Source organism: Pseudomonas azerbaijanoccidentalis, assembly GCF_019145495.1.
Classification (GTDB): domain Bacteria; phylum Pseudomonadota; class Gammaproteobacteria; order Pseudomonadales; family Pseudomonadaceae; genus Aquipseudomonas; species Aquipseudomonas azerbaijanoccidentalis.
Map to the genome: position 1 here is coordinate 76,060 of NZ_JAHSTU010000004.1, position 24,182 is coordinate 100,241.

Annotated in this window: 18 protein-coding genes; 6 read left to right on the plus strand and 12 right to left on the minus strand. The window is 59.9% G+C overall.

Features of this window, described 5'->3' with window-relative positions; genetic code table 11:
* Nucleotides 1-75 precede the first annotated feature (75 nt).
* The 11 genes from KVG88_RS14545 to bioB all read right to left on the minus strand — a co-directional run bounded on the left by KVG88_RS14545 (nt 76) and on the right by bioB (nt 14,799).
* The gene (locus tag KVG88_RS14545) at nt 76-1,854 is read right to left on the minus strand and encodes an acyl-CoA dehydrogenase C-terminal domain-containing protein (protein WP_217871878.1); all 1,779 of its coding nucleotides are present in this window, start codon (nt 1,852-1,854) and stop codon (nt 76-78) included.
* Nucleotides 1,855-2,030: 176 nt separating this feature from the next.
* Entirely contained in the window at nt 2,031-3,827 is a 1,797-nt protein-coding gene (locus tag KVG88_RS14550; RefSeq protein WP_217871879.1) for an acyl-CoA dehydrogenase C-terminal domain-containing protein, read from the minus strand.
* Between the two features lie 85 nt (nt 3,828-3,912).
* The gene (locus KVG88_RS14555) at nt 3,913-5,205 is read right to left on the minus strand and encodes a GGDEF domain-containing protein (protein WP_150703863.1); all 1,293 of its coding nucleotides are present in this window, start codon (nt 5,203-5,205) and stop codon (nt 3,913-3,915) included.
* Nucleotides 5,206-5,357: 152 nt separating this feature from the next.
* Nucleotides 5,358-7,472 (minus strand): cytochrome-c peroxidase, encoded by a 2,115-nt coding sequence (locus KVG88_RS14560; protein ID WP_217871880.1) that lies wholly within the window; start codon nt 7,470-7,472, stop codon nt 5,358-5,360.
* Between the two features lie 268 nt (nt 7,473-7,740).
* On the minus strand, nt 7,741-9,546 hold the full coding sequence (locus KVG88_RS14565) for a phenylacyl-CoA dehydrogenase (RefSeq protein ID WP_150703865.1): 1,806 nt from the start codon (nt 9,544-9,546) through the stop codon (nt 7,741-7,743).
* A 276-nt stretch (nt 9,547-9,822) separates the two neighbouring features.
* Nucleotides 9,823-10,119, minus strand: coding sequence for a pyrroloquinoline quinone biosynthesis protein PqqE (locus KVG88_RS14570; RefSeq protein ID WP_150703866.1), 297 nt, complete (start codon nt 10,117-10,119; stop codon nt 9,823-9,825).
* A 107-nt stretch (nt 10,120-10,226) separates the two neighbouring features.
* Nucleotides 10,227-10,907 carry a dethiobiotin synthase gene (gene bioD / locus KVG88_RS14575; protein ID WP_130930290.1) on the minus strand — a complete coding sequence of 227 codons (681 nt, stop codon included), beginning with the start codon at nt 10,905-10,907 and terminating at the stop codon, nt 10,227-10,229.
* Nucleotides 10,904-11,716, minus strand: a complete 813-nt coding sequence (gene bioC, locus KVG88_RS14580; RefSeq protein WP_150703867.1) for a malonyl-ACP O-methyltransferase BioC — start codon at nt 11,714-11,716, stop codon at nt 10,904-10,906. Before bioC ends, bioD begins: the two co-directional genes overlap by 4 nt.
* A complete protein-coding gene (locus KVG88_RS14585; protein WP_217871881.1) occupies nt 11,709-12,440 on the minus strand; it encodes an alpha/beta fold hydrolase in 732 nt (243 codons plus the stop codon). Before KVG88_RS14585 ends, bioC begins: the two co-directional genes overlap by 8 nt.
* Nucleotides 12,433-13,611, minus strand: a complete 1,179-nt coding sequence (gene bioF / locus KVG88_RS14590; protein ID WP_217871882.1) for an 8-amino-7-oxononanoate synthase — start codon at nt 13,609-13,611, stop codon at nt 12,433-12,435. The genes KVG88_RS14585 and bioF overlap by 8 nt, the downstream gene beginning before the upstream one ends.
* A gap of 132 nt (nt 13,612-13,743) precedes the next feature.
* On the minus strand, nt 13,744-14,799 hold the full coding sequence (bioB, locus tag KVG88_RS14595) for a biotin synthase BioB (protein ID WP_150703870.1): 1,056 nt from the start codon (nt 14,797-14,799) through the stop codon (nt 13,744-13,746).
* A gap of 92 nt (nt 14,800-14,891) precedes the next feature.
* Between bioB and KVG88_RS14600 the strand changes: the two genes are divergently transcribed.
* From KVG88_RS14600 to rarD, 5 genes are all read left to right on the plus strand, one after another.
* Entirely contained in the window at nt 14,892-15,632 is a 741-nt protein-coding gene (locus tag KVG88_RS14600) for a ComF family protein (protein ID WP_217871883.1), read from the plus strand.
* Between the two features lie 81 nt (nt 15,633-15,713).
* Nucleotides 15,714-16,478, plus strand: a complete 765-nt coding sequence (locus tag KVG88_RS14605) for a TOBE domain-containing protein (protein WP_217871884.1) — start codon at nt 15,714-15,716, stop codon at nt 16,476-16,478.
* A gap of 66 nt (nt 16,479-16,544) precedes the next feature.
* Nucleotides 16,545-18,446 carry a PhoX family protein gene (locus KVG88_RS14610; RefSeq protein WP_217871885.1) on the plus strand — a complete coding sequence of 634 codons (1,902 nt, stop codon included), beginning with the start codon at nt 16,545-16,547 and terminating at the stop codon, nt 18,444-18,446.
* 179 nt (nt 18,447-18,625) lie between these two features.
* Nucleotides 18,626-19,600 (plus strand): serine/threonine protein kinase, encoded by a 975-nt coding sequence (locus tag KVG88_RS14615; RefSeq protein ID WP_150703874.1) that lies wholly within the window; start codon nt 18,626-18,628, stop codon nt 19,598-19,600.
* A gap of 158 nt (nt 19,601-19,758) precedes the next feature.
* Nucleotides 19,759-20,646, plus strand: coding sequence for an EamA family transporter RarD (rarD, locus tag KVG88_RS14620; protein WP_217871886.1), 888 nt, complete (start codon nt 19,759-19,761; stop codon nt 20,644-20,646).
* A 215-nt stretch (nt 20,647-20,861) separates the two neighbouring features.
* On the opposite strand, the gene KVG88_RS14625 is transcribed toward rarD, so the two are convergent.
* Entirely contained in the window at nt 20,862-21,380 is a 519-nt protein-coding gene (locus tag KVG88_RS14625; RefSeq protein ID WP_150703876.1) for a glycine cleavage system transcriptional repressor, read from the minus strand.
* Nucleotides 21,381-21,915: 535 nt separating this feature from the next.
* On the opposite strand from KVG88_RS14625, the gene KVG88_RS14630 reads away from it, so the two are divergent.
* The gene (locus KVG88_RS14630) at nt 21,916-24,093 is read left to right on the plus strand and encodes a malate synthase G (RefSeq protein WP_217871887.1); all 2,178 of its coding nucleotides are present in this window, start codon (nt 21,916-21,918) and stop codon (nt 24,091-24,093) included.
* The last annotated feature ends 89 nt before the right edge of the window (nt 24,094-24,182 follow it).

The following is a 24,182-nucleotide window of genomic DNA, read 5'->3' on the forward strand; positions in this document are numbered from 1 at the left end:
GCCGTGGATCCAATTTGCTTCTATGGGAGATAAGCAGCACGTCATGTAAGAGAATGCTTACATGACGTTACATTGTCAGAACTGTGCCGCATCCAGCAGGAAAAGCGACTCACTCCCGGCCTTCACAGACGCGCTCAACGAGTGAATACGCGGCAGTAGGCGTGCGAAATAGAACCGCGCCGTGCCCAGTTTGCTCGCGTAGAAATCGTCCTGCGCTTCTTTGCCGAAAGCGGCTTTTGCCATCAGTGCCCACATGTAGGCGTAAGCGACGTAGCCAAAGGCTTGCAGATACTCGACCGATGCGGCGCCGATTTCATTCGGGTTGGATTTCGCCCGGTCGAGCAGCCACGCAGTCAGTTCGTCGAGGGTGGTCACCGCGTCGTTCAATGGCTTGGTGAACTCCGCCAGATCGGCGCTGGCAGTGGCCGTGAAGTGACGAATCTCGTCGGCGAACAGGTTGTAGAACGCCCCGCCGCTACCGACGATCTTGCGCCCGACCAGGTCCAGTGCCTGAATGCCGTTGGTGCCTTCGTAGATCTGGGTGATGCGCACGTCACGCACCAGTTGTTCCTGGCCCCACTCACGGATGTAGCCATGGCCGCCGAAAATCTGCTGGCCGTGAACCGTGGTTTCCAGACCGAGGTCAGTCAGGAAGGCCTTGGCCACTGGCGTCAGCAACGCCACCAGGTCTTCTGCACGCTTGCGGGTCGCGGCGTCTTCACTGAACTTGGCAGTGTCCAGTTGCATGGCGACGTAAGTGGAAAACGCACGACCGCCTTCATTCGAGGCTTTCATGGTCAGCAACATGCGACGAACGTCCGGGTGGACGATGATCGGGTCGGCAACCTTGTCCTTGTTCTGCGCGCCGGTTGGCGAACGGCTTTGCAGACGGTCGCGGGCGTATTCCACCGCATTTTGATAAGAGCGCTCGCCGGTGGCGAGGCCCTGGATACCGACGCCCAGACGTTCGTAGTTCATCATGGTGAACATCGCCGCCAGGCCTTTGTTCGGCTCGCCGACCAGGTAACCGACAGCTTCGTCGAAGTTCATCACGCAGGTCGCGGACGCCTGGATGCCCATCTTGTGTTCGATCGAACCGCAGTTCGCCGGGTTGCGCGCGCCCAGGCTGCCATCGGCATTGACCATGAACTTCGGCACCAGGAACAGCGAAATGCCTTTCGGACCCGCTGGCGCGTCCGGCAGTTTGGCCAGCACCAGGTGAATGATGTTTTCGGTCAGATCGTGTTCACCACCGGTAATGAAGATCTTGGTGCCGCTGACCTTGTAGGAACCGTCGGCCTGAGGTTCGGCCTTGGTGCGAATAATGCCCAGGTCGGTGCCGGCGTGCGGCTCGGTCAGGCACATGGAACCGGCCCAGACACCGGCGTACATGTTGGGCAGGAACGCGGCTTTCAGCTCTTCGCTGGCGTGGGCGTTGATCGACAGGCAAGCGCCGGCGGTCAGCATCGGATACAGGCCAAACGACAGGCTGGCGGAATTGACCATTTCCTCGACCTGCGCCGATACAGCCTTGGGCATGCCCATGCCGCCGTAGGCAGGATCGCCACCGACACCGACCCAACCGCCTTCAGCGTAGGTCTGATACGCCTGTGGGAAACCTGCCGGCGTGGTGACGGCACCGTCCGCCCAGTGGCAACCTTCTTCGTCAGCGGCACGGCTCAGCGGCGCGATGCTTTTGCTGGTGACCTTGCCGGCCTCCTCGAGAATGGCTTCGACAGTTTCAGCATCGACAGAATCCGCCAACGCCGGCAACTCGGCCCAGAGTTTGGCGACCTCGAAAACTTCATTGAGGACGAAGCGCATATCGCGCAGGGGCGCTTTGTAGTCAGCCATGGCAAACCTCGCAAGATCTAAACAGGTGATTCACAGGAGTAGTGTATTCGTTGGGTCGGAGTGTACCCCAACAACTTTTGCGACACATAGGGTCAGCTCATGACCTTTTTGTTATTTTTAGTCACCAACAAAAAAGCCCGCACAAGGCGAGCTTCTTTAGTAACGGATTTACATGACTAAAGCGCAAACAACTCTGCTGGCAGCTGCATCAGGCAATCGCTGCCCGCCTCAATGGCCGCCCGATGAGCGGCGGTACGTGGCAACAGTCGCTTGAAGTAAAACGCGTTGGTTGCCAATTTCCCTCGACAGAAATCAGCATCACCGCTGCCGGACTCCAACTGTGCCTGCGCCACCAACGCCATCCGCAGCCACAGATAGCCGAGGATGATGTAGCCGCTGTACATCAAGTAATCCACCGACGCGGCACCCACTTCATCCGGGTTTTTCATCGCGGCCATGCCAACCTGGGTGGTCAACTCGCCCCACTGCCGGTTCAATTCGTTGAGCTGAGCGACGTAGACCGCCAGCTGCGGATGTGCGGCGTTCGTCGCACAGAATTTGTGGACGATTTTGGTAAAGCCCCGCAGCAGTTTACCCTGACTGCCCAAGACCTTACGCCCCAGCAGGTCCAGTGCCTGTATGCCATTGGTGCCTTCATAGATAGGCGCGATCCGACAGTCACGAACCAGTTGCTCCATGCCCCACTCACGGATGAAACCGTGCCCACCAAACACCTGCATGCCGTGGTTGGTCACCTCCAGGCCGGTGTCGGTCATGAAGGCTTTGCAGATCGGCGTGAGGAACGCCAGCAGGTCTTCGGCGTCCTGGCGCGCCGCTTCATCCGCGCTCAGGTGCGCGACATCCAGCAACTGCGCGGTGAAGTAGGTCAGCGCGCGGTTGCCCTCGTTGAAGGCCTTCATGGTCAGCAACATCCGTCGAACATCGGGGTGCACGATGATCGGGTCAGCCACTTTCTCCGGGGCTTTCGGGCCGGTTAGCGAGCGCATCTGCAAACGGTCGTTGGCGTACTTGATCGCGCCCTGGAAACTCGCCTCGCCCAGACACAACCCTTGCATGCCGGTGCCCAGCCGCGCGTGGTTCATCATGGTGAACATGCAGTTCAGGCCCTTGTTCGGCTCACCGATCAAAAAGCCCTTGGCGTCGTCGAAGTTCAACACGCAGGTGGCCGAAGCCTTGATGCCCATCTTGTGTTCGATCGAGCCGCAGGAAACGCCATTACGCTCGCCCGCTTCACCCGTTGTGTCGGGCAAACACTTGGGCACGATGAACAGCGAAATGCCTTTGGTCCCGGCGGGTGCATCCGGCAGTTTCGCCAGCACCAGATGGATAATGTTGCCGCTCATGTCGTGCTCACCGGCAGAGATGAAAATCTTGCTGCCGGAAATCGCGTAGCTGCCGTCGGCCTGAGGGATGGCGCGCGTCTTGATGATGCCCAGGTCGGTGCCGCAATGGGCTTCGGTCAGGCACATGGTGCCGGTCCATTGGCCGGCGGTAAGTTTGCTCAGGTACGTCTGCTTCTGCTCTTCGGTGCCATGGGCGTGGATGGCCGACATGGCGCCGTGGGTCAGGCCGGGGTACATGCCCCAGGAGGTATTGCTGGATCCGACCATTTCGCTGATCACCAGGCCCAGAGAGCTGGGCAAGCCCTGGCCGCCGTAAGCCGGATCTGCCGCCAGACCATGCCAGCCACCTTCCACGTATTGTGCGAAAGCCTGCTTGAAACCTGTAGGCGTTGTGACGACACCATTGTCGAAATGGCAGCCCTCTTCGTCGCCGCTGCGGTTGAGGGGCGAGAGCACGTTCTCACAGAATTTGGCGCCCTCTTCGAGGATCGCATCGACCATGTCCGGGCTGGCATCGGTAGCCCCCAGCGCAGCGTAGTTGCCGTGAAAATCGAAGACGTGGTCGATCAGAAAGCGCATGTCGCGCAGGGGAGCTTTGTACTCAGGCATGGTCATTCTCCGTCAGCAGATTTTCCCAACCTACTGCCGCCGACCACGCCTCACAATCACAGTCCAGACGCTGAATGCGCCATCATCACTCAACCGTAGCGGCGTCCATGCGCACGGCGCCACGACGGTTCTGACCGAACGCCATCACGCAGTTACGGCCCGCGCCCTTGGCGCTGTACAGCGCCTGGTCGGCAGACTTGAGGACTTCCTCCGGGGTGCGCTGCTCAAGTCGCTCGGCGACACCGATACTGACGGTCACCGACACGCTCGAAGCGCCGGAACCTGCGCGGCGCTGGCGACCCTGGCTGTCATCCTGCGGACGGCTGTCCTGGTTGCGCAGATGAATGTTGTAGGTGGCGATGGATTCGCGAATGACTTCCAGATGCGGCATACACTCTTCGAGAGTTTTGCCTGCAAACACCAGGGCGAATTCCTCGCCGCCGTAGCGATACGCCTTACCGCCGCCACCAATTTTCCCCAGCTTGCTGGCCACCAACCGCAACACCTGATCGCCGACATCATGACCATGGGTGTCGTTGAATTTCTTGAAATGATCGACGTCGCTCATGGCCAACACGTAATTGCGCCCCAGCCGCTGCATGCGTTCGTTGAGCGCACGACGGCCCGGCAGCCCTGTCAGCTCGTCGCGGAAAGCCATTTGATAGGCTTCATGCGCAACAGCGGCGGCGATCATCAGCATCACCTGGCTGCACATTATGTTGAGGGTAAACGGCAGGATGAAGGTTTTCGGCAACATCCAGAACAGACCGAGCAAGCCCACCAACTGCGCGGCGTGAAGCGGCCTCGGATTGCGCCAGTATTGGTACGCCAACAGCACGAACGAGGCGATGAACACCGGATAGGACAACTGGATCAGGCTCATCCAGGCACCGTGCAAGGCCGGCCAGCGGATCTCCGACAACCACATCAATAATGCCTGCGGGTAACTCTGCTCCAGCCCCAATGCCACGCTGCCCACCGCCAGCAACACGGCAAAGCGCGCCACCATGTCCTGAAACAGATGCGTACGCTCTTGCCACGCCGCAAACACGCCAAACAGCAAGGGCAGCAGCAGGCAACACAGATGGAAGACCACGGCCGCGTCTTCGCGCACCTTGCCGTTGTCGCGGTAAAAGTCGGTTTGGGTGTCGAGCAGGAAGTAGGCGATGTACACCGTGACCATCAGAAACAGTTCACGCTGGCGTCGGTAAACCGCGCAGTAGGCACCGCCGAGCAGCAGGACCAGGGTTGGCAGTACGTTGAACAGTGATGTGAAGAAAACGTTCAGGTCCTTGACGTACGCAGCCGCGAGGCCCGCCAGCAAAAGAAGCAATGACGGTAGGAAATGACTGAAACGTACAGCGGAAGAACGCGGCAAGGGTAAAGCTCCGACCCGTCATATCAAAAGATGGCATTGTGCCCACCACTGTAACGGCAGAAACCCCGACTTGCTGAGTGTTTTACTGAGGTATTTTTTAAAGAGCGTCACTGGCAGCATCGAGACTGCCAGTGACGCAGGAGGAAAACGCCTCAAATGTCGTTGTTGAACGGCTGTAGCGGCCCTTCCTCAGGTCTGCGTCCTTCGGCCCCGATCGGCTTGAGCTGGATGTTGGCGTCCAGCGCCTGGCGTGTGGTGATCTTCGCGCTGACCGGTTTTTGTGTGACGGTGTTTTCATCACCCACCTGGCCCTGTGGCAGCACCAGCGACGGATGATCGAACGGCGCCCGTTCCCATGCCACCCTCGGGTCGGTCAAGCCGACTTCCATGAACTTGACCACTGCTTCTAGCTCATCAGGGGTCAGGTTCAGGTTGATCATGTCCGGGTCAAGGTTCGAGCCGTTGTGCTGGTTGGCCGCCGGGTGCTCAAATCCGCTGGTGTTGCTCGCATCCTCGCCGCGCCGGTCGCCGCCACGGTTGTAAAATTCCATGACCTGTTTCAACGTCGAGCGGCTGCCGTTGTGGAAGTACGGACCGGTCAGCGCGATGTTGCGCAGCGTCGGTGTCTTGAACGCGCCATCGACCGCATCGCGGAAATTCACATTGGGCAGTTGCGTGGCATCACACGGAATTGCAGTGCTCAACGGCGCCTCGAAGGTGCAGACGTCGACGTCCAGCGGGTCAGGGATCTTCCCGCCTTGCAGCACGGTGTTGTATTGACGGGTGAAGGACAGCGGGTTGCCCCAGCCGTCGGCACCGCCCAGCGCCAGGTCTTCCGAGGTCGGACGCACACCGGTGTTGTAAAAGCCGTTGTCGTACAGCGTGGTCAGGTTGTCGGCCATGACCATGCGCTCGATGCGCTCGCGGGGATGGAACTGCAAACGACTAGCGGCATTGGTCAGCTCCGCGCCACCGTGGCAATTGACGCACTTGCCCTTGCCCAGAAACAGGTTCATGCCCTGCACTTGCTGATCGTTCATGGCCGTGTGATCGCCCTGCAGGTAGGCGTCCAGCGGTGCTTGATCGGAGACCAGCGTGGCTTCATACATCTGAATCGCCAGGCCGAAGAACAACGGGAAGTTGGCTTCCATCTGGGTGTACGGCACGCCGCCCACCAGCACATTTTGCGAAGCGTTCCACAACCGAGGCTGGAAGGCGTTTTTGATCAGTTCGCGATACGTCGGCCGACGTGCACCGGACACCGGGCCGAGCACGGAGTCGGTGGAGGAGATGCGCTGCTGCTTGAGCATCAACGTGTCGAGCATGCGCCGGCCGATGTCGGCGAAGGTGCGCCCGCCGCATGACATCTCCACCGCACTGCCCGGAGGGCCTACTGCTTGCGAGGCGGCCGAGGCGTCGTTGAGGGCCAGTCGCACTTTCACCGCCGTCGTGCTGCGTTCGTTGGTCACATAAATCCCGGCATCGGGATCGCGATTGCCAAACGGCGAGAAGCCATTGAACACGTTGTTGGCCCGGCCATCCCAGAAGTTGCGCACGTTGAACGCCGCGTTGATCACCGATGGCGCATTTCGCCCGGTACTGCGGCGGACGTTGATGCCGCCGACCTGGAAGATGCCATCCGGTTGCTGGATGCACTTGTCGAAACGCGGCTGATTGGGCTTGACGAAGTTGGCGTCGAAAACGCCTTGTGAGCCGATCACATCGTCGGAGGAATAGACAATCGGCGAGTTTCGATCCAGTGGATCGGACAGCAAGTGGGTCGGGAAATCGGCTTTTTTCAGCAGGTAGTTCGGGCCGCCCTTGCCGCCGGATCGGGTCGTGTAGGTAGGCACGTCGCCTGGAATATCCGATGCCACGAAGGGTTTGTTGAAGATCGACGAGACGTTGGCATTGGTGTGCGCCTGACCGGGGTTGATCTGGTTGGTGGTCCGGTGATCGACGCCCGCGTGGTAGTGGCAGGATGCGCAGGCGGTGGTGCTGTCGCTGCCGACCTCCATGTCCCAGAACAACGCTTTGCCCAACAGGATCGCCGCCGAGCGATTGAGCACGTAGTCGGTCATCAGATCGACCTTGCGCCCGCCTTCGGTCCCGGACGGATCAGGCGGGGTCATGCCGCGCAGCGATTGCAGGCTGGGCACTTCCGGCACGGGAAAGTCCACTTCGCCAGGCGTGGCCGCCGTTGCACTGGCGGTAGAGAAAACGAAGGATAACCAGACGGTTAAACGAACAAGTCGACAGATGCTCATGTGCTTCACCCTGACTGTTGTTGTAATGAATTCGCCGGGCGAGAGGCTTCGATGAACAAGACAGGATTTCTCGTTAGCGCCGGTTAATCTGCGCAGTGCAATTAATTTGCCATCCATCTCGAAACATTTTGCATCAATAAATACGAGATCACGCTGCGGCCCTTCACCGTTTATGCTGGGGAATTGGCCCCGCAGTTGGGGGATCAAAATGCAAAAAAAACCGCTGATCCCGAAGGAACAGCGGTTTTTTGAAGAACTGCCTTAAGGCTTAGTAGCCCAGGTCGAAGTTCTCTTCTTTCATGTCCATCAGGTTGTTGGCGCCCGACAGCATGGTTGCAACGTGAGTGCGGGTACGCGGCAGGATGCGCTGGAAGTAGAAACGCGCGGTCTGCAGCTTGGCGGTGTAGAACGCCTCTTCGGAAGTGCCGGCAGCCAGTTTCTCGGCAGCCAGGCGCGCCATGTCAGCCCAGAAGTAAGCCAGGCAGGCGTAACCGGAGTACATCAGGTAGTCCACGGAGGCCGCGCCAACTTCTTCGCGGTCTTTCATGGCAGCCATACCGACCTTCATGGTCAGTTCGCCCCATTCCTTGTTCAGTGCAGCCAGCGGTGCGACGAACTCTTGAACCGCTTCGTTGCCTTCGTTGGTCTGGCAGAACTTGTGGACGATTTTGGTGAAGCCTTTCAGGGCCTCGCCTTGAGTCATCAGCACTTTACGGCCCAGCAGGTCGAGTGCCTGGATACCGGTGGTGCCTTCGTACAACATCGAAATGCGGCTGTCGCGAACGTTCTGCTCCATGCCCCACTCGGCGATGAAGCCGTGGCCGCCATAGATTTGCACGCCGTGGTTGGCCGATTCAAAACCGACTTCGGTCATGAAGGCTTTGGCGATTGGCGTCATGAAGGCCAGCAGTGCGTCGGCTTTCTTCTTCTCTTCTTCGTCCACGCCGTACTTGACGATGTCGACTTGCTTGGCAGTGAAGTAAACCATTGCGCGGTTGCCTTCGGCGAACGCCTTCATGGTCAACAGCATGCGGCGTACGTCAGGGTGCACGATGATCGGGTCAGCGGCTTTATCCGGCGCTTTCGGGCCAGTCAGCGAGCGCATTTGCAGACGATCGCGAGCGTATTTCAGGCCGCCCTGGAAGCCGATCTCGGCGTGGGCCAGACCTTGCAGCGCGGTACCCAGGCGTGCAGTGTTCATGAAGGTGAACATGCAGTTCAGACCTTTGTTCGCCGGGCCGATCAGGTAACCGGTGGCCGCGTCGAAGTTCATCACGCAAGTGGCGTTGCCGTGGATGCCCATCTTGTGTTCCAGGGAACCGCAGGACACCGCGTTACGCGCGCCGACCGAACCGTCTGCATTCGGCAGGAACTTCGGCACGATGAACAGCGAAATGCCTTTGGTGCCAGCCGGTGCATCCGGCAGGCGGGCCAGCACGATGTGGACGATGTTGTCAGCCATGTCGTGTTCACCGGCCGAGATGAAGATCTTGGTGCCGGAAACTTTGTAGGAGCCGTCGGCCTGAGGTTCGGCCTTGGTGCGCAGCATGCCCAGGTCGGTGCCGCAGTGCGGCTCGGTCAGGCACATGGTGCCGGTCCACTCGCCGGATACCAGTTTGGTCAGGTAGGCGTCTTGCTGTTCCGGGGTGCCGTGCTCGGAGATGGTGTTCATCGCGCCGTGCGACAGGCCTGGGTACATGCCCCACGACCAGTTGGACTCGCCAACCATTTCGCTGACGGCCAGACCCAAAGACTCCGGCAAGCCTTGGCCGCCGTGCTCTACGTCATGCGCCAGGCTTGGCCAGCCGCCTTCGACGAATTGCTTGTAGGCCTCTTTGAAACCAGTCGGGGTCTTAACGCCGGACTCGCTCCAGGTGCAGCCTTCGGTGTCACCCACGCGGTTCAGCGGAGCCAGTACCTGCTCACAAAACTTGGCGCCTTCTTCGAGAATGGCGTCAACCATGTCCGGAGTTGCGTCTGCGCAAGCCGGAAGGCTCTGATAGTGCGCTTCGTAGCCGAGCAGTTCGTCACGTACGAAGCGAATATCACGCAAGGGGGCCTTGTAGTCAGGCATAGCGATAAACCTCTGCTGATGTAACCGGGAATGAACGACCGTGGGGATTTGTTGTGACGGTCAAACAGTTGTTTGAAACATACGTTTACGCCCAAATCTTGTCAAGCATCGATCTTTTGCCGTTCGTCATCACTTACGCGAATACAAGGCGCGCAGCCGCGCAACGCCGCTGACAGAGCATCACGCAGTGTAGGAAAGATTAGTTTAGGGAGAAGGACTTACGCAGAAAAACGCCGCGAATGATCGCGGCGTTGGCAGTGCGGTTTCAGTCGCAGATCAGGCAAACGTATCGATCAGCGTTCCGAGCACTTCGTCGGATGCCTTGGCAACCTTGACGCCCAGTTCAACCTGGAGTTTGCCCTGAGACATCTCGACCATGTTGCTGGCCAGGTCCGATTGCTGGCTGCGGTCGACTGAACGCAGGCGATCGACCTGAGCATCTGAGGACTGGCTGGTAACCGAACGTTCGATGGTGTTGTTGGCGATCTGCCCGGCGGCTTGATCAACACGGTTCTGCCCTGTCTGAATAGTGCTCAGACCGGCATAAAAAGCGGTGTTACCTGAGATTTCCATGGGAGAACTCGTCCTTGCAAAGGATAACCAACACTCATTGAAGCAGACATGCTGACAAAATGCCCGACAAAAACACTAATGGCACTGTGCCTTGCCATAGGCAAATTCTAGTCCAGCAGGTCCAGTTGCAGATGTTCCGCCACGGCTTCGGCCGTTACCAGCTTGAGTTTGGGCACCCGCCCCAGACAAGGCGCCGGGATGCGTTCGGCCAAAGTCGCCAGGTTTTCTTCCAGACGCGAAGTCTTAGGATCGATGATGTTGGCCACCCAACCTGCCAGTTGCAAACCGTCCCGGGCAATCGCTTCGGCCGTGAGCAACGCATGGTTGATGCAGCCCAGACGCACGCCAACCACCAGAATCACCGGCAGACCCAGCGCCATCGCCAGATCCGACAGGTTGTCCTGATCCGCCAAGGGCACGCGCCAGCCGCCCGCCCCTTCGATCAAAGTGAAATCGGCCTGCATGTCCAGAATCTGCCGCATCGGCGTAACCAGAGATTGCACGGTTAGCGCGATGCCGGCTTCGCGCGCGGCCAAGTGCGGCGCAATCGCCGGTTCCAGGGCCACCGGATTGACCTGTGGATACGTCAACGGCAACGAACACTCCGCCAACAATGCCAGCGCATCGGCGTTACGCAGCCCCTTGGGAGTCACGGTGCAACCGGACGCCACCGGCTTGCCTGCTGCGGTGCTCAGGCCAGCCGTTCGCGCGGCATGCAACAAGCCAGCGGCCACCGTGGTTTTGCCGACATCAGTGTCGGTACCCGTGATGAAATAGGCTGCGCTCATAAGGGTTTCTCCAAAACGGCGTACACCACTTGATAAGTCGCTGGCAGGCCTTGGGCCTGACGAAATTGCTCATAAGCCTCAACCAAACCCAGAATCCGCGCTCGACCGGTCAAACCGCCCGGCCGTCCGGGATTGAGGTTATGCGCACCCAAAGCCTTCAGTTCGTGGGTCAGGCTGCGCACGTCCGGGTAATGCAATACATGCGCACGGTTTTCCAGACTGACCACCTGCAAGCCGCTGGCCGCGCACAGCTGTTGATAAACAGCGAACTCGCGGAAGCGATTGACGTGCACCATGCCGTCGACCTGACGCCAACTGTCGCGCAACTCGTACAACGTTCCCACGCACAGACTAGCAAATGCAAAAACACCGCCCGGTTTCAGCACCCGATGGGCTTCGCTGAGTACCGACGTGAAGTCCGCACACCACTGCACAGCCAGGCTGGAAAAGATCAGGTCACAGGTCGCATCACGCAATGGCAGGCGCTCGGCGTCGCCAGCGATGAAGTGCGCAGCGCCACCCAATGGCCGGGCGTGATTGAGCATGCCCTCGGCGATGTCCAGCGCCACTCCGTGACCGTGCGGGAAACGCTCGCCCAGCGCACGGCTGAAATGCCCGGTGCCACAACCGAGGTCAAGCCAGCGCTGTGGCGCGAGCGGCGCGGGTAAGCGGCGCAGCAATTGATTGCCCACATCACGTTGCAGCTCAGCCACGCTGTCGTAGCTCGCCGCCGCGCGGGAAAAAGAAGCCGCGACCTGGCGCTTGTCGGGCAAACCACCGGGCAGGTTGGGTAGGGATAAATCAGTCATCACCGGACTCATGCAAAAAGGCCTGGATCGCCCCCGCTACACCGTGGGGGTCCTCCAGAAGAAACGCGTGGCCGGCCTGTTCAATCAGACCGATTTCGATATCCGGGGTCAGCGTCAGCAACTCGCCCGCCGCCTCGGCAGGCACCAGTTCGTCAAGACCGCCAAACAGATGCAGTTGCGGACCGCGAAAGGCTTGCAAGGCGTGACGAGTATCAAGTTGCGCCAGCACTTCCAGGCCGCTCATCAACACCGGTGCCGCCGTGTGTGGCGCCCCGCCGAGCAACAACCGTGACAACCCGCGAGGGTCTTCGGCACCTTGGGCGCAAAGCAGCGAAAAGCGCTTTAAAGTCCCGCGCGGATCAGCAGCGCAACCGGCCAAAAACGCATCGAAGGTTTCCCCCGGCATCGCGCTCGGCCACTGATCATGGGCGACAAAAGAAGGGTTACTCGCCAGCGTCAACAAACCGCAGCAGCGATCGCCACGCCGGGCCGCCAACTCGGAAGCGAGCATGCCACCCAATGACCAGCCGCCGAGCCAGGCGTCCTGGGGCACCGTCGAATCGAGCTCATCAAGCCACTCTTCAAGGTCACTGGATTCCAGTTCCGGCAGCGGCTCGATTTCCACACGCAAGTGTTCGTCCAGCCCTTGCAAGGCTGCCGCCAAGGGCTCCAGCGGCGAAACGCCAAGGCCCCAGCCAGGCAGCAGAATCAGTCGATTACGCATGGCTTGGCTCCGGTCCCAGTTGGTCGAAACAATCGGCCAGTCCTTCTAACAATAGCTGCACCTGCGCCTCGCTATGGGCGGCGCTCAAGGTCACCCGCAAACGGGCGCTGCCGGCGGGCACGGTCGGCGGACGAATCGCGGTCACCATCAGCCCGCGCTCGCGCAACATTTGTGACAACCGCACCGCGCGACCGGCGTCGCCAATCATGATCGGTTGAATCGGCGTGAAGCTGTCCATCAGCTCCAGGCCAATCTGTTCGGCGCCTCGGCGGAACTGGCGGATCAGCGTTTGCAGATGCTCGCGGCGCCAGTGTTCCGTGCGCAGCAGTTCGAGGCTTTTCAGTGTGGCGCAGGCCAATGCCGGCGGCTGGCTGGTGGTGTAGATGTACGGGCGGGCGAACTGGATCAGGCTTTCGATCAGTTCTTCACTGCCCGCGACAAAAGCACCGGCCGTGCCGAACGCCTTGCCGAGGGTGCCGACCAAGACCGGCACATCGTCCTGGCTCAAACCGAAATGCTCGACGATGCCACCACCGTTGGCACCCAACGGCCCGAAACCATGCGCGTCATCAACCATCAGCCACGCACCTTTAGCCTTGGCTTCCCGGGCCAGCGCCGGCAGGTCGGCAATGTCGCCATCCATGCTGAACACGCCGTCGGTGACCACCAGGGTATTGCCGATGGCTTTTTCAAGACGCTTGGCCAGGCTCGCGGCATCGTTATGCAGATAGCGACTGAACCGCGCACCGGACAACAGCCCCGCATCCAGCAACGATGCGTGATTGAGCCGGTCTTCCAGCACCGTGTCGCCCTGCCCCACCAATGCCGTGACCGCACCGAGGTTGGCCATGTAACCGGTGGTGAACAGCAACGCGCGCGGGCGTCCGGTGAGATCGGCCAAGGCTTCTTCGAGCGCGTGATGCGGCCCGGCATGGCCGATCACCAGATGCGAAGCCCCGCCACCGACGCCCCATTTCGAAGCGCCGGCGCGCCAGGCTTCAATGACTTGTGGGTGATTGGCCAAGCCCAGGTAATCGTTGTTACAGAACGCCAGCAACGGTTGGCCATCGACCACCACTTGCGGCCCTTGCGGGCTTTCGAGCAGCGGGCGCTGGCGGTAGAGGTTTTCGGCACGACGGGCAGCAAGGCGTGCGGCGAGATCGAAAGACATGCAGGCCTCGCGAGTAGGAAGGAGGTACGACCCCGTGTAGGAGCTGCCGAAGGCTGCGATCTTTTGATCTTTAAAAATCAAGCTCAAAAGATCGCAGCCTTCGACAGCGCCTACAGACAACCGGTGAGGCGTTTAGACGGCGGCGTTATAGAACTGCTCGCTGCTCTTCTGCTCCACCAACGCCTGTTCGATCGCGGCTTGATGCACTTCGTCAGCGTGCTCTTCACGGGCTTCCGGCAGGATGCCCAGACGCGAGAACAGCTGCATGTCTTTGTCGGCCTGCGGGTTGGCCGTGGTCAGCAGTTTTTCGCCGTAGAAAATCGAGTTGGCGCCAGCGAAGAACGCCAGGGCCTGCATCTGCTCGTTCATCGCTTCGCGACCGGCGGACAGGCGCACATGGGATTGCGGCATCAGGATCCGGGCGACGGCGAGCATGCGGATGAAATCAAACGGGTCGATGTCTTCAGCGTTTTCCAGCGGCGTACCGGCGACTTTCACCAGCATGTTGATCGGCACCGACTCCGGATGCTCCGGCAGGTTGGCCAGCTGGATCAGCAGATTGGCGCGATCGTCGAGCGACTCGCCCATGCCGAGGATGCCGCCGGAACAGATCTTCATTCCCGACTCACGCACATAGGCCAGGGTTTGCAGGCGCTCGCTGTAGGTGCGGGTGGTGATGATGCTGCCGTAGAACTCAGGCGACGTATCGAGGTTGTGGTTGTAGTAGTCGAGGCCAGCCTTGGCCAGTGCTTCGGTCTGGTCCTGATCCAGGCGACCCAAGGTCATGCAGGTTTCCAGGCCCAGCGCTTTCACGCCTTCAACCATCTTCAGTACGTAAGGCATGTCTTTGGCCGACGGATGTTTCCACGCCGCGCCCATGCAGAAACGGGTCGAACCGATGGCCTTGGCGCGAGCGGCCTCTTCGAGGACCTTCTGCACTTCCATCAGTTTTTCTTTTTCCAGGCCAGTGTTGTAGTGACCCGACTGCGGACAATATTTGCAATCTTCCGGGCAGGCGCCGGTTTTGATCGACAGCAGGGTCGATACCTGAACGCGGTTGGCGTCGAAATGCGCGCGGTGCACCGTCTGCGCCTGGAACAGCAGGTCATTGAAGGGTTGAACGAAGAGTGCTTTGACTTCGGCCAAAGTCCAGTCATGACGCAGGGTTGCAGTGGTGCTGGCGCTCATGGGCGTTTCCTTTGATTTATGCTGGGCATGCGACTGGAGAACGGAATACCCACAGGCGCAACACGGATGTTCGGCATATTTAAGGAAGAGCGATGCGCTGTCAACCACACAACAAAGCACAGGTTTACATCTGGTTAAAAAACACACAGATTTGCTTACTCTGTAGCGAACCCGCCGATGGTTCCGCCCCCATCTGCATGGCCTGCGAAACCGACCTGCCGTGGCTCGGCGACCATTGCCAAAGCTGCGCCTTGCCATTGCCCGCGGCAGGCCTGACCTGCGGCCAATGTCTGGCGCAACCGCCGGCGTTCGAACAGGTCATCGCCCCCTGGACTTACAACTTTCCGATAGACAGCTTGATTACCCGCTTCAAACACAGCGCGAAATGGCCGTTTGGCCACCTGCTCGGCGAACTTCTCGCCCAAGCCCTGCAACATCACTTCGAAGATGATCTACCGCGAGCCGATTTTTTGCTGCCAGTGCCACTGGCTACACGTCGACTGCGTCAACGGGGATTCAATCAGGCTGCGATGCTGGCGCGCTGGCTTGGTAAAAGTCTGGAAATCCCCTGCGATGAGCGGTCATTAGTGAGGACCCAAGACACCGGCGCGCAACAAAACCTCAACGCCGAAGCGCGCAAAAAGAATCTGCGCAACGCCTTCGCCCTCACGCCCGAAGCCTCGTTCAAGGGACGGCATTTGGCGCTAGTGGATGATGTGCTGACCACCGGCGCCACAGCGCAGGCTCTGGCCCAGCTATTGATGGACGCCGGTGCCGCACGGGTCGACGTTTATTGCCTGGCACGTACACCCAAACCCGGAGACACAGCCTGACCCGGATTTATGGCGTGACTTGACTCCCAGCCTCTCAGCAGCCAACGTCCTTGCCACCGTCACAGCCCAAAGCGCCTCGCCATGTCCTTGCCTTCATTGTTGTCCCAACACATTGTTCGCCGCCCGCAACGCATTGCGTTGCTGCAACACATTGCCGAGCAGGGGTCGATCACCCGCGCCGCAAAAAGCGCGGGGCTGAGCTACAAGGCCGCTTGGGATGCCATTGATGAGCTGAACAACCTCGCGCAAAAACCGTTGGTGGAGCGCAGTGTCGGTGGCAAGGGCGGTGGTGGCGCCAAATTGTCCAGCGAAGGCGAGCGCGTATTGCGCCTGTATCAGAAGTTGCAGGCCTTGCAGGCTCAGGTGCTGGAAGCGGCTGAAGACGCCAGCGATCTGGATTTGCTTGGACGCTTGATGTTGCGCACCAGCGCACGCAACCAATTGCACGGCAAAGTTGCAGCGATCGAACCCCAGGGGCGCAACGACCTGATTCGCCTGGAGATGGCCGAAAACCTGATCGTCGAAGCGCAAATCACCCACGACAGCACCGAGCGACTGGACCTGCAAGTCGGCACCGAAGTGGTGGCCCTGATCAAGGCTGGTTGGCTCGACTTGATGGCCAGCGACGCCCCCGCAACCCCGGGAAACAATTGCCTGATCGGCACCATCGAGCAAATCCTCGACGCCGAAGACGGCCCCAGCGAAGTGCGCATTACTTTGCCGAACGGTTTGACCCTGTGCGCCTTGGCCGAACCTTGGCACTTGCAATCCCTGGGGCTGACCTGCGGCAAACCCGTGCGGGTCGAATTTTCGCCGTCGCAGGTCTTGCTGGGCACTCCGCTGTAAACGCGCTGCAACAAAACCTTCATTTCTCGCCATTAAGGTGACTGCACAAATCGCAGGGAGCCTGAAATGAGCCTATTAGAAGAAAACCAGTCGACCGACCTCGAACAGATGGTCGGCCTCAGCCGTCGCGGCTTTATCAGCGCGGGTGCCCTGTGCGGCGCCGCGATGTTTTTTGGCGGCAACCTCTTGAGCCGCAGCGTGCTGGCCGCCAGTGTCAGCGCTGGCAACAGCACACTGCTGGGCTTTGAGAGCATTCCCGCCGCCACCGCCGACAGCATCAGCCTGCCGCCGGGTTACAAGTCTTCAGTGCTGATCAGCTGGGGTCAGCCCCTGCACAAAAACGGCCCGGCGTTCGACCCGAGCGGCAACGGCAGTGCCGAGCAGCAGGAAGTCCAGTTCGGCGACCACAACGACGGCATGAGCCTGTTCGCCTTTCCCGGTGACAACGATCGCGCGCTGATGGCGATCAACAACGAATACACCAATTACCGTTACCTCTTCCCCCACGCCGGCATGCCGCAATCCTCTGAAGACGTGCGCAAAGCCCTGGCCAGCGAAGGCGTGTCGGTGATTGAAGTGCAACGCAAGAAGGGCCACTGGCAGTTCGTTCAGGACTCGCGCTACAACCGGCGCATCCACGGCAATTCGCCCATTAACGTGAGTGGCCCGGCTGCCGGACACGCCTTGCTGAAAACCAGCGCCGATCCACAGGGCAAAACCGTCCTCGGCACGTTCCAGAACTGCGCCAACGGCATGACCCCGTGGGGGACTTATCTGACTTGCGAAGAAAACTTCACCGACTGCTTTGGCAGCAGCAATGCCGAACAGAAGTTCGATGCCGCACAAAAGCGCTACGGCGCGGTGGTCACTAGTAAAGAGATTAATTGGCATCAACACGATCCGCGTTTCGACCTGGCCAAGAATCCCAACGAACTCAACCGCCACGGCTGGGTGGTAGAGATCGACCCGTTCGACCCGAAATCGACACCGGTCAAGCGCACTGCGCTGGGCCGTTTCAAACATGAAAACGCGGCACTGGCGCAAACCCGCGATGGCCATGCCGTGGTGTACATGGGCGACGACGAGCGCGGCGAATTCATCTACAAGTTCGTCAGCCGCGACAAGATCAACCACAAGAGCCCCAAGGCCAATCGTGACTTGCTCGACCATGGCACTTTGTACGTGGCGCGGTTCGACGCCGGTGACAGCAATGCCGATCACCCCAAAGGCCAGGGCGAATGGATCGAACTGACCCACGGCAAAAACGGCATCGACGCCAGCAGCGGTTTTGCCGATCAAGCCGAAGTGCTGATCAATGTGAGGCTGGCTGCCAGCGTGGTGAAAGCCACGCGCATGGATCGCCCGGAATGGATCGTGGTCAGCCCCAAGGATGGCCAGGTCTACTGCACGCTGACCAACAACGCCAAACGCGGCGAAGACGGGCAACCGGTGGGCGGGCCGAACCCGCGGGAGAAAAACGTCTACGGGCAAATCCTGCGCTGGCGCACCGACCGCGACGATCACGGGTCGAAAACATTTGGCTGGGATCTGTTTGTGGTGGCCGGCAACCCGCAAGTGCATGCCGGCACACCGAAGGGCGGTTCTTCCAACATCACCCCGCAAAACATGTTCAACAGCCCGGACGGGCTGGCGTTCGATAATGCCGGGCGGTTGTGGATTCAAACCGACGGCGATGCCAGCAATGCCGGAGACTTCGCCGGCATGGGCAACAACCAGATGCTGTGCGCCGACCCGGTGACCGGGGAAATCCGCCGTTTCATGGTCGGCCCGATTGGTTGCGAGGTGACGGGGATCAGTTTCTCACCGGACCAGAAAACCTTGTTTATCGGGATTCAGCACCCGGGTGAATTCGGTGGCTCGACCTTCCCCGAGCACTTGCCCAATGGCAAACCGCGGTCTTCGGTGATGGCGATTACCCGCGAGGATGGCGGGATTATCGGCGCCTGATCAGGCCTCATCGCGAGCAAGCTCGCTCCCACAGGATTGGCGCGATTTCAAAACCGACGCATGACCTGTGGGAGCGGGCTTGCCCGCGATGGCGTCAGCACAGTCACACCACCCAACTGCGTCCGTCTGCGCTACCATGCCTGGCCGGACGCAGCAGCCTGCTGCGCGCAGGAGTCAGCATGGCCCACCCGTTTGAAACCCTCACCCCAGACCTCGTGCTCGATGCCGTCGAAAGCATCGGCTTCTTGAGCGACGCGCGCATTCTGGCGCTCAACAGCTATGAGAACCGCGTGTATCAGGTCGGCATCGAAGACTCCGAACCGCTGATCGCCAAGTTCTACCGCCCACAGCGCTGGACCAACGAAGCGATTCTGGAAGAACACCAGTTCACCTTCGAACTCGCCGGGGTCGATGTCCCCGTGGTTGCGCCGATGATCCACAACGGTGAAACCCTGCACGAACACAACGGCTTTCGCTTCACCCTGTTCCCTCGCCGTGGCGGCCGGGCGCCGGAGCCGGGCAATCTCGATCAACTGTATCGCCTGGGGCAACTGCTCGGGCGCCTGCACGCCGTGGGCTCGACCAAGCCGTTCGAACATCGCGAAGCCTTGGCGGTGCAGAATTTCGGCCATGACTCGCTGACAACCTTGCTCGAAGGCAACTTCATTCCCCGCAGCTTGCTTCCGGCCTACGAGTCCGTCGCCCGCGATCTGCTCAAGCGCGTGGAAGATGCCTACAGCAATACGCCGCACCAGAACATCCGCATGCACGGCGATTGCCACCCCGGCAACATGATGTGCCGCGACGAGATGTTCCATATCGTCGACCTCGACGACTGTCGCATGGGCCCGGCGGTACAGGACATCTGGATGATGCTGGCGGGCGACCGTCAGGACTGCCTGGGGCAGTTGTCGGAACTGATGGACGGCTACAACGAGTTCCATGACTTCAACCCACGTGAACTGGCGCTGATCGAACCGCTGCGTGCCCTGCGCCTGATGCACTACAGCGCCTGGCTCGCCCGCCGCTGGGATGACCCAGCCTTCCCGCGCAGCTTTCCTTGGTTCGGCACCGAGCGCTATTGGGGCGATCAGGTGTTGGCGTTGCGTGAACAGTTGGCGGCACTGAATGAAGAACCGCTGAAACTTTTTTAATTCAAGATCAAAAGATCGCAGCCTTCGGCAGCTCCTACAGTGGAAATGTGTACACCCTGTAGGAGCTGCCGAAGGCTGCGATCTTTTTTCTGACACGACACATCTATACAACCACCTTACAATCCCTTCTTTGTTAGCTGCCTAAGCAAGGATTCTGCATGCAAGCCGCCAACCCGCGTCGCGGGTACATACTGGGCCTGAGTGCCTACATCATCTGGGGTCTTTTCCCGATCTACTTCAAAGCCATCGCCAACGTGCCTGCCGTGGAGATCATCATTCACCGCGTGCTGTGGTCGGCGCTATTCGGTGCCCTGTTGCTGCTGGTCTGGAAGCACCCGGGGTGGTGGCGCGAGCTGCGCGAAAATCCGAAGCGCCTGGCGATCCTGGCCCTGAGCGGCACCTTGATCGCCGCCAACTGGCTGACCTATGTCTGGTCGGTGAACAACGGGCGCATGCTCGAAGCCAGTCTCGGTTACTACATCAACCCGCTGGTCAACGTGTTGCTGGGGATGCTGATGCTCGGTGAGCGTCTGCGCCGCATGCAATGGATTGCGGTAGGCCTGGCAGGCGTCGGCGTGGCCCAGCAGGTGTGGCAAGTGGGCAGTTTGCCGTGGGTGTCGCTGGTGCTGGCGCTGACCTTCGGTTTCTACGGGCTGATTCGCAAGCAGGCGCCGGTCAAGGCGTTGCCGGGGTTAGTGGTGGAAACCTGGATGTTGGTGCCGATCGCCATCGCCTGGTTGCTGTTTAATTCGACGGCAGCAAGCGCTCAACCTGAGTTCTGGACCACCTCCGAGGCTTGGTGGCTGGTAGCCGCAGGTCCGGTCACGCTGGTGCCCCTGGTGTGTTTCAACGCCGCCGCGCGGCATTTGCCCTACACGACGCTGGGATTCCTCCAGTACCTGGCCCCGACGTTGGTGCTGTTGCAGGCCGTGCTGCTGTTTGGCGAACACTTGTCGTCCAGCACATTGGTGGCCTTCATATTCATCTGGGCCGGTTTGGCGGTGTATAGCGTTGATGCGTGGCTCAGCCTGCGTCGACGCAGCTGATCAAAAAACGCTCAAAGTCCTGCAGGCCACGTTTTACGTGGCCTGCATCGTTCCTTCCCAAGGTTATCCACAGCGTGATCCCCGCCGTTTGTGCGCAAGTGACTGAAACTGCTGGTTTTTTGATCAAATCCTGAAAAGCCCCGGCCGGCGTGGCCTGGCGGGCAGTTTCTACAGGTTATCCACAAGCAGGTGCACGTTAAACTTGGATAACCCGATCAAGTTTCACTGCGCAGCACCAATTCCACCATCAGATCGTCCGCCAGGGTTTCCAGACGTGATTGCAGCACGTCCAGAGAAAGGGTCAGTGGCACCGCCAGAATGGCCTCGGCGTGGAACAACGGCTCGCTGCTCATCGGCGCCGGGCGAACTTCAGTGACCAGTCTTTCAAGGTTGACGCCCTGCTCGCTCAACAAGCGGGTGATGTCACGCACGATGCCGGGGCGATCGTTGCCCACCAGTTCCATGGCGATGGGTTTCCAGGTGCAGGACTGCTCGATGCCGCTTTCGGCAATCAATACGCGAATGCCGTGGGCCGACAACCCTTGCAAGGCATCGACCAGTGAATCGTAGGCTTCCGCCGGCACCCCCACCCGAAGAATCCCGGCGAACTGCCCGGCCATGCGCGACATGCGGCTTTCCAGCCAGTTGCCCCCCTGCTCGGCAATGCATTGGGCGATGCGCTCGACCTGCCCTGGCTTGTCCGGTGCGAAAACGGTGAGTACGAGGTGGTCCATGGCGCAGTCCTCTTTTGTTATTGAAAGAGAAGTATAGGCAAGGGTGATTGCTGCGCTGAATCGGCTGACGCCATCGCTGGCAAGCCAGCTCCTAGAGGGATTACGCAGCCCCTGCAGGCGCTGGCTTGCCAGCGGTCCGGTGCAGCGCCGGCCAGCAGCAAACAACAAATCGTGTACAACTTTTTATATTTAACTGGAACAATCTCATAGTTTTTTGAGAACATCCCGATCCCCGACGTGACTGCAATGCGTCACGGGGTCGCAGAACGACGTAATTAGTCTAATTTTCACAAGCGCAATTCATCATGTAGTATGCCGCAGCGCGCACTACATAACGTTGGATCGATGTCTGCCACAGGCGCAGTCGCATCCCTGAAAGCCCCGTCAGCAAGGCCCTCAAGCCGTTGATTGGTCACCACCCAGCCGTCAGAAATGGCATGTACTGGTCGCAGGGTTTGTGGTTTAAATGGCCAGAGGCTTCATTGTTAAATTGAAGAGCTGAAAAGCGAAATAGCTGAGCAGAGTGAGGCAAGCAATGACTGAACACGTTCAAGTCGGTGGCCTGCAGGTCGCCAAAGTCCTGTTCGACTTCGTGAACAACGAAGCCATTCCCGGTACCGGCCTCACCGCCGATAAGTTCTGGGCCGGTGCCGACAAGGTCATTCATGACCTGGCACCGAAGAACAAAGCCCTACTCGCCAAACGCGATGATTTCCAGGCTCGTATCGATGCCTGGCACCAGGAGCGTACAGGTCAGGCGCACGACGCTGTGGCCTATAAAGCCTTCCTGCAAGACATCGGTTATCTGCTGCCAGAAGCGGCCGATTTCCAGGCAACGACGCAAAACGTCGATGAAGAAATCGCCCGCATGGCCGGTCCACAGCTGGTGGTGCCGGTGATGAATGCCCGCTTCGCTCTCAATGCTTCGAACGCCCGCTGGGGTTCGCTGTACGACGCGCTCTACGGCACCGACGCCATCAGCGAAGCTGACGGCGCGGAAAAAGGCAAAGGCTACAACAAGGTACGCGGCGACAAGGTCATCGCCTTCGCCCGCGCCTTCCTCGACGAAGCGGCGCCATTGGCGGCCGGCTCCCACGTCGATTCCACCAGCTACAAAATCGTCGACGGCAAACTGGTGGTCGCCCTTAAAGGCGGCAGCAACAGCGGCCTGCGCAACGATGCGCAACTGATCGGCTTCCAGGGCGAAGCTTCGGCACCGACCGCGATCCTGCTGAAAAACAACGGCCTGCATTTCGAAATCCAGGTCGATGCCAGCACCCCGGTCGGCCAGACCGACGCAGCCGGCGTCAAAGACATCCTGATGGAAGCCGCACTGACCACCATCATGGACTGCGAAGACTCCGTCGCCGCCGTCGATGCCGATGACAAAGTGGTGATCTACCGCAACTGGCTCGGCCTGATGAAGGGCGATCTGTCGGAAGAAGTGGCCAAGGGTGGCAAGACGTTTACCCGCACCATGAACGCCGACCGCGCCTACACCGGCGTCGACGGTAACGCGGTAAACCTGCACGGTCGTTCGCTGTTGTTTGTGCGCAACGTCGGTCACCTGATGACCATCGATGCGATCCTCGACAAAGACGGTAACGAAGTGCCGGAAGGCATTCTCGATGGCCTGGTGACTTGCCTGGCATCGATGCACAACCTGAACGGCAACACCTCGCGCAAAAACACCCGCACCGGCTCCATCTACATCGTGAAGCCGAAGATGCACGGGCCTGAAGAAGCGGCGTTCACCAACGAACTGTTCGGTCGCATCGAAGACGTGCTGGGCCTTCCGCGCAACACCCTCAAAGTCGGGATCATGGACGAGGAGCGCCGTACCACGGTCAACCTCAAGGCCTGCATCAAGGCTGCCAGCGAGCGCGTGGTGTTCATCAACACCGGTTTCCTCGACCGCACGGGCGACGAAATCCACACCTCCATGGAAGCCGGCCCGATGGTGCGCAAGGCCGACATGAAGGCGGAAAAATGGATCGGCGCCTACGAGAACTCCAACGTCGATATCGGCTTGAGCACCGGCCTGCAAGGTCGCGCACAAATCGGTAAAGGCATGTGGGCCATGCCCGACCTGATGGCGGCGATGCTCGAACAGAAAATCGCTCACCCACTGGCCGGTGCCAACACCGCTTGGGTACCTTCGCCAACCGCCGCTGCCCTGCACGCGCTGCACTACCACAAGGTTGATGTGTTTGCCCGTCAGGCCGAACTGGCCAAACGTGCGCACGCCTCGGTGGACGACATCCTGACCATTCCGCTGGCGGTGAACCCGCAATGGACCGCCGAACAGATCAAGAACGAACTGGACAACAATTCCCAGGGCATTCTTGGTTATGTGGTGCGCTGGATCGACCAGGGCGTTGGTTGCTCGAAAGTGCCGGACATCAACGATGTCGGCCTGATGGAAGACCGTGCGACGCTGCGTATTTCCAGCCAGCACATCGCCAACTGGCTGCGTCATGGCATCGTCACCGAAGAGCAAGTGATGGAAAGCCTCAAGCGCATGGCGCCGGTGGTTGACCGTCAGAACGCCGGTGACGCGCTGTACCGCCCACTGGCCCCGAACTTCGACAGCAACATCGCCTTCCAGGCAGCAGTCGAACTGGTGGTCGAAGGCACCAAGCAGCCGAACGGCTACACCGAGCCGGTCCTGCACCGTCGTCGTCGCGAGTTCAAGGCTGCCAACGGCCTGTAACAGAGCGTTTACGCCGGACATGAAAAAGCCCCGACTCGAAAGAGCCGGGGCTTTTTATTACGTGAAGATCAAAAGATCGCAGCCTTCGG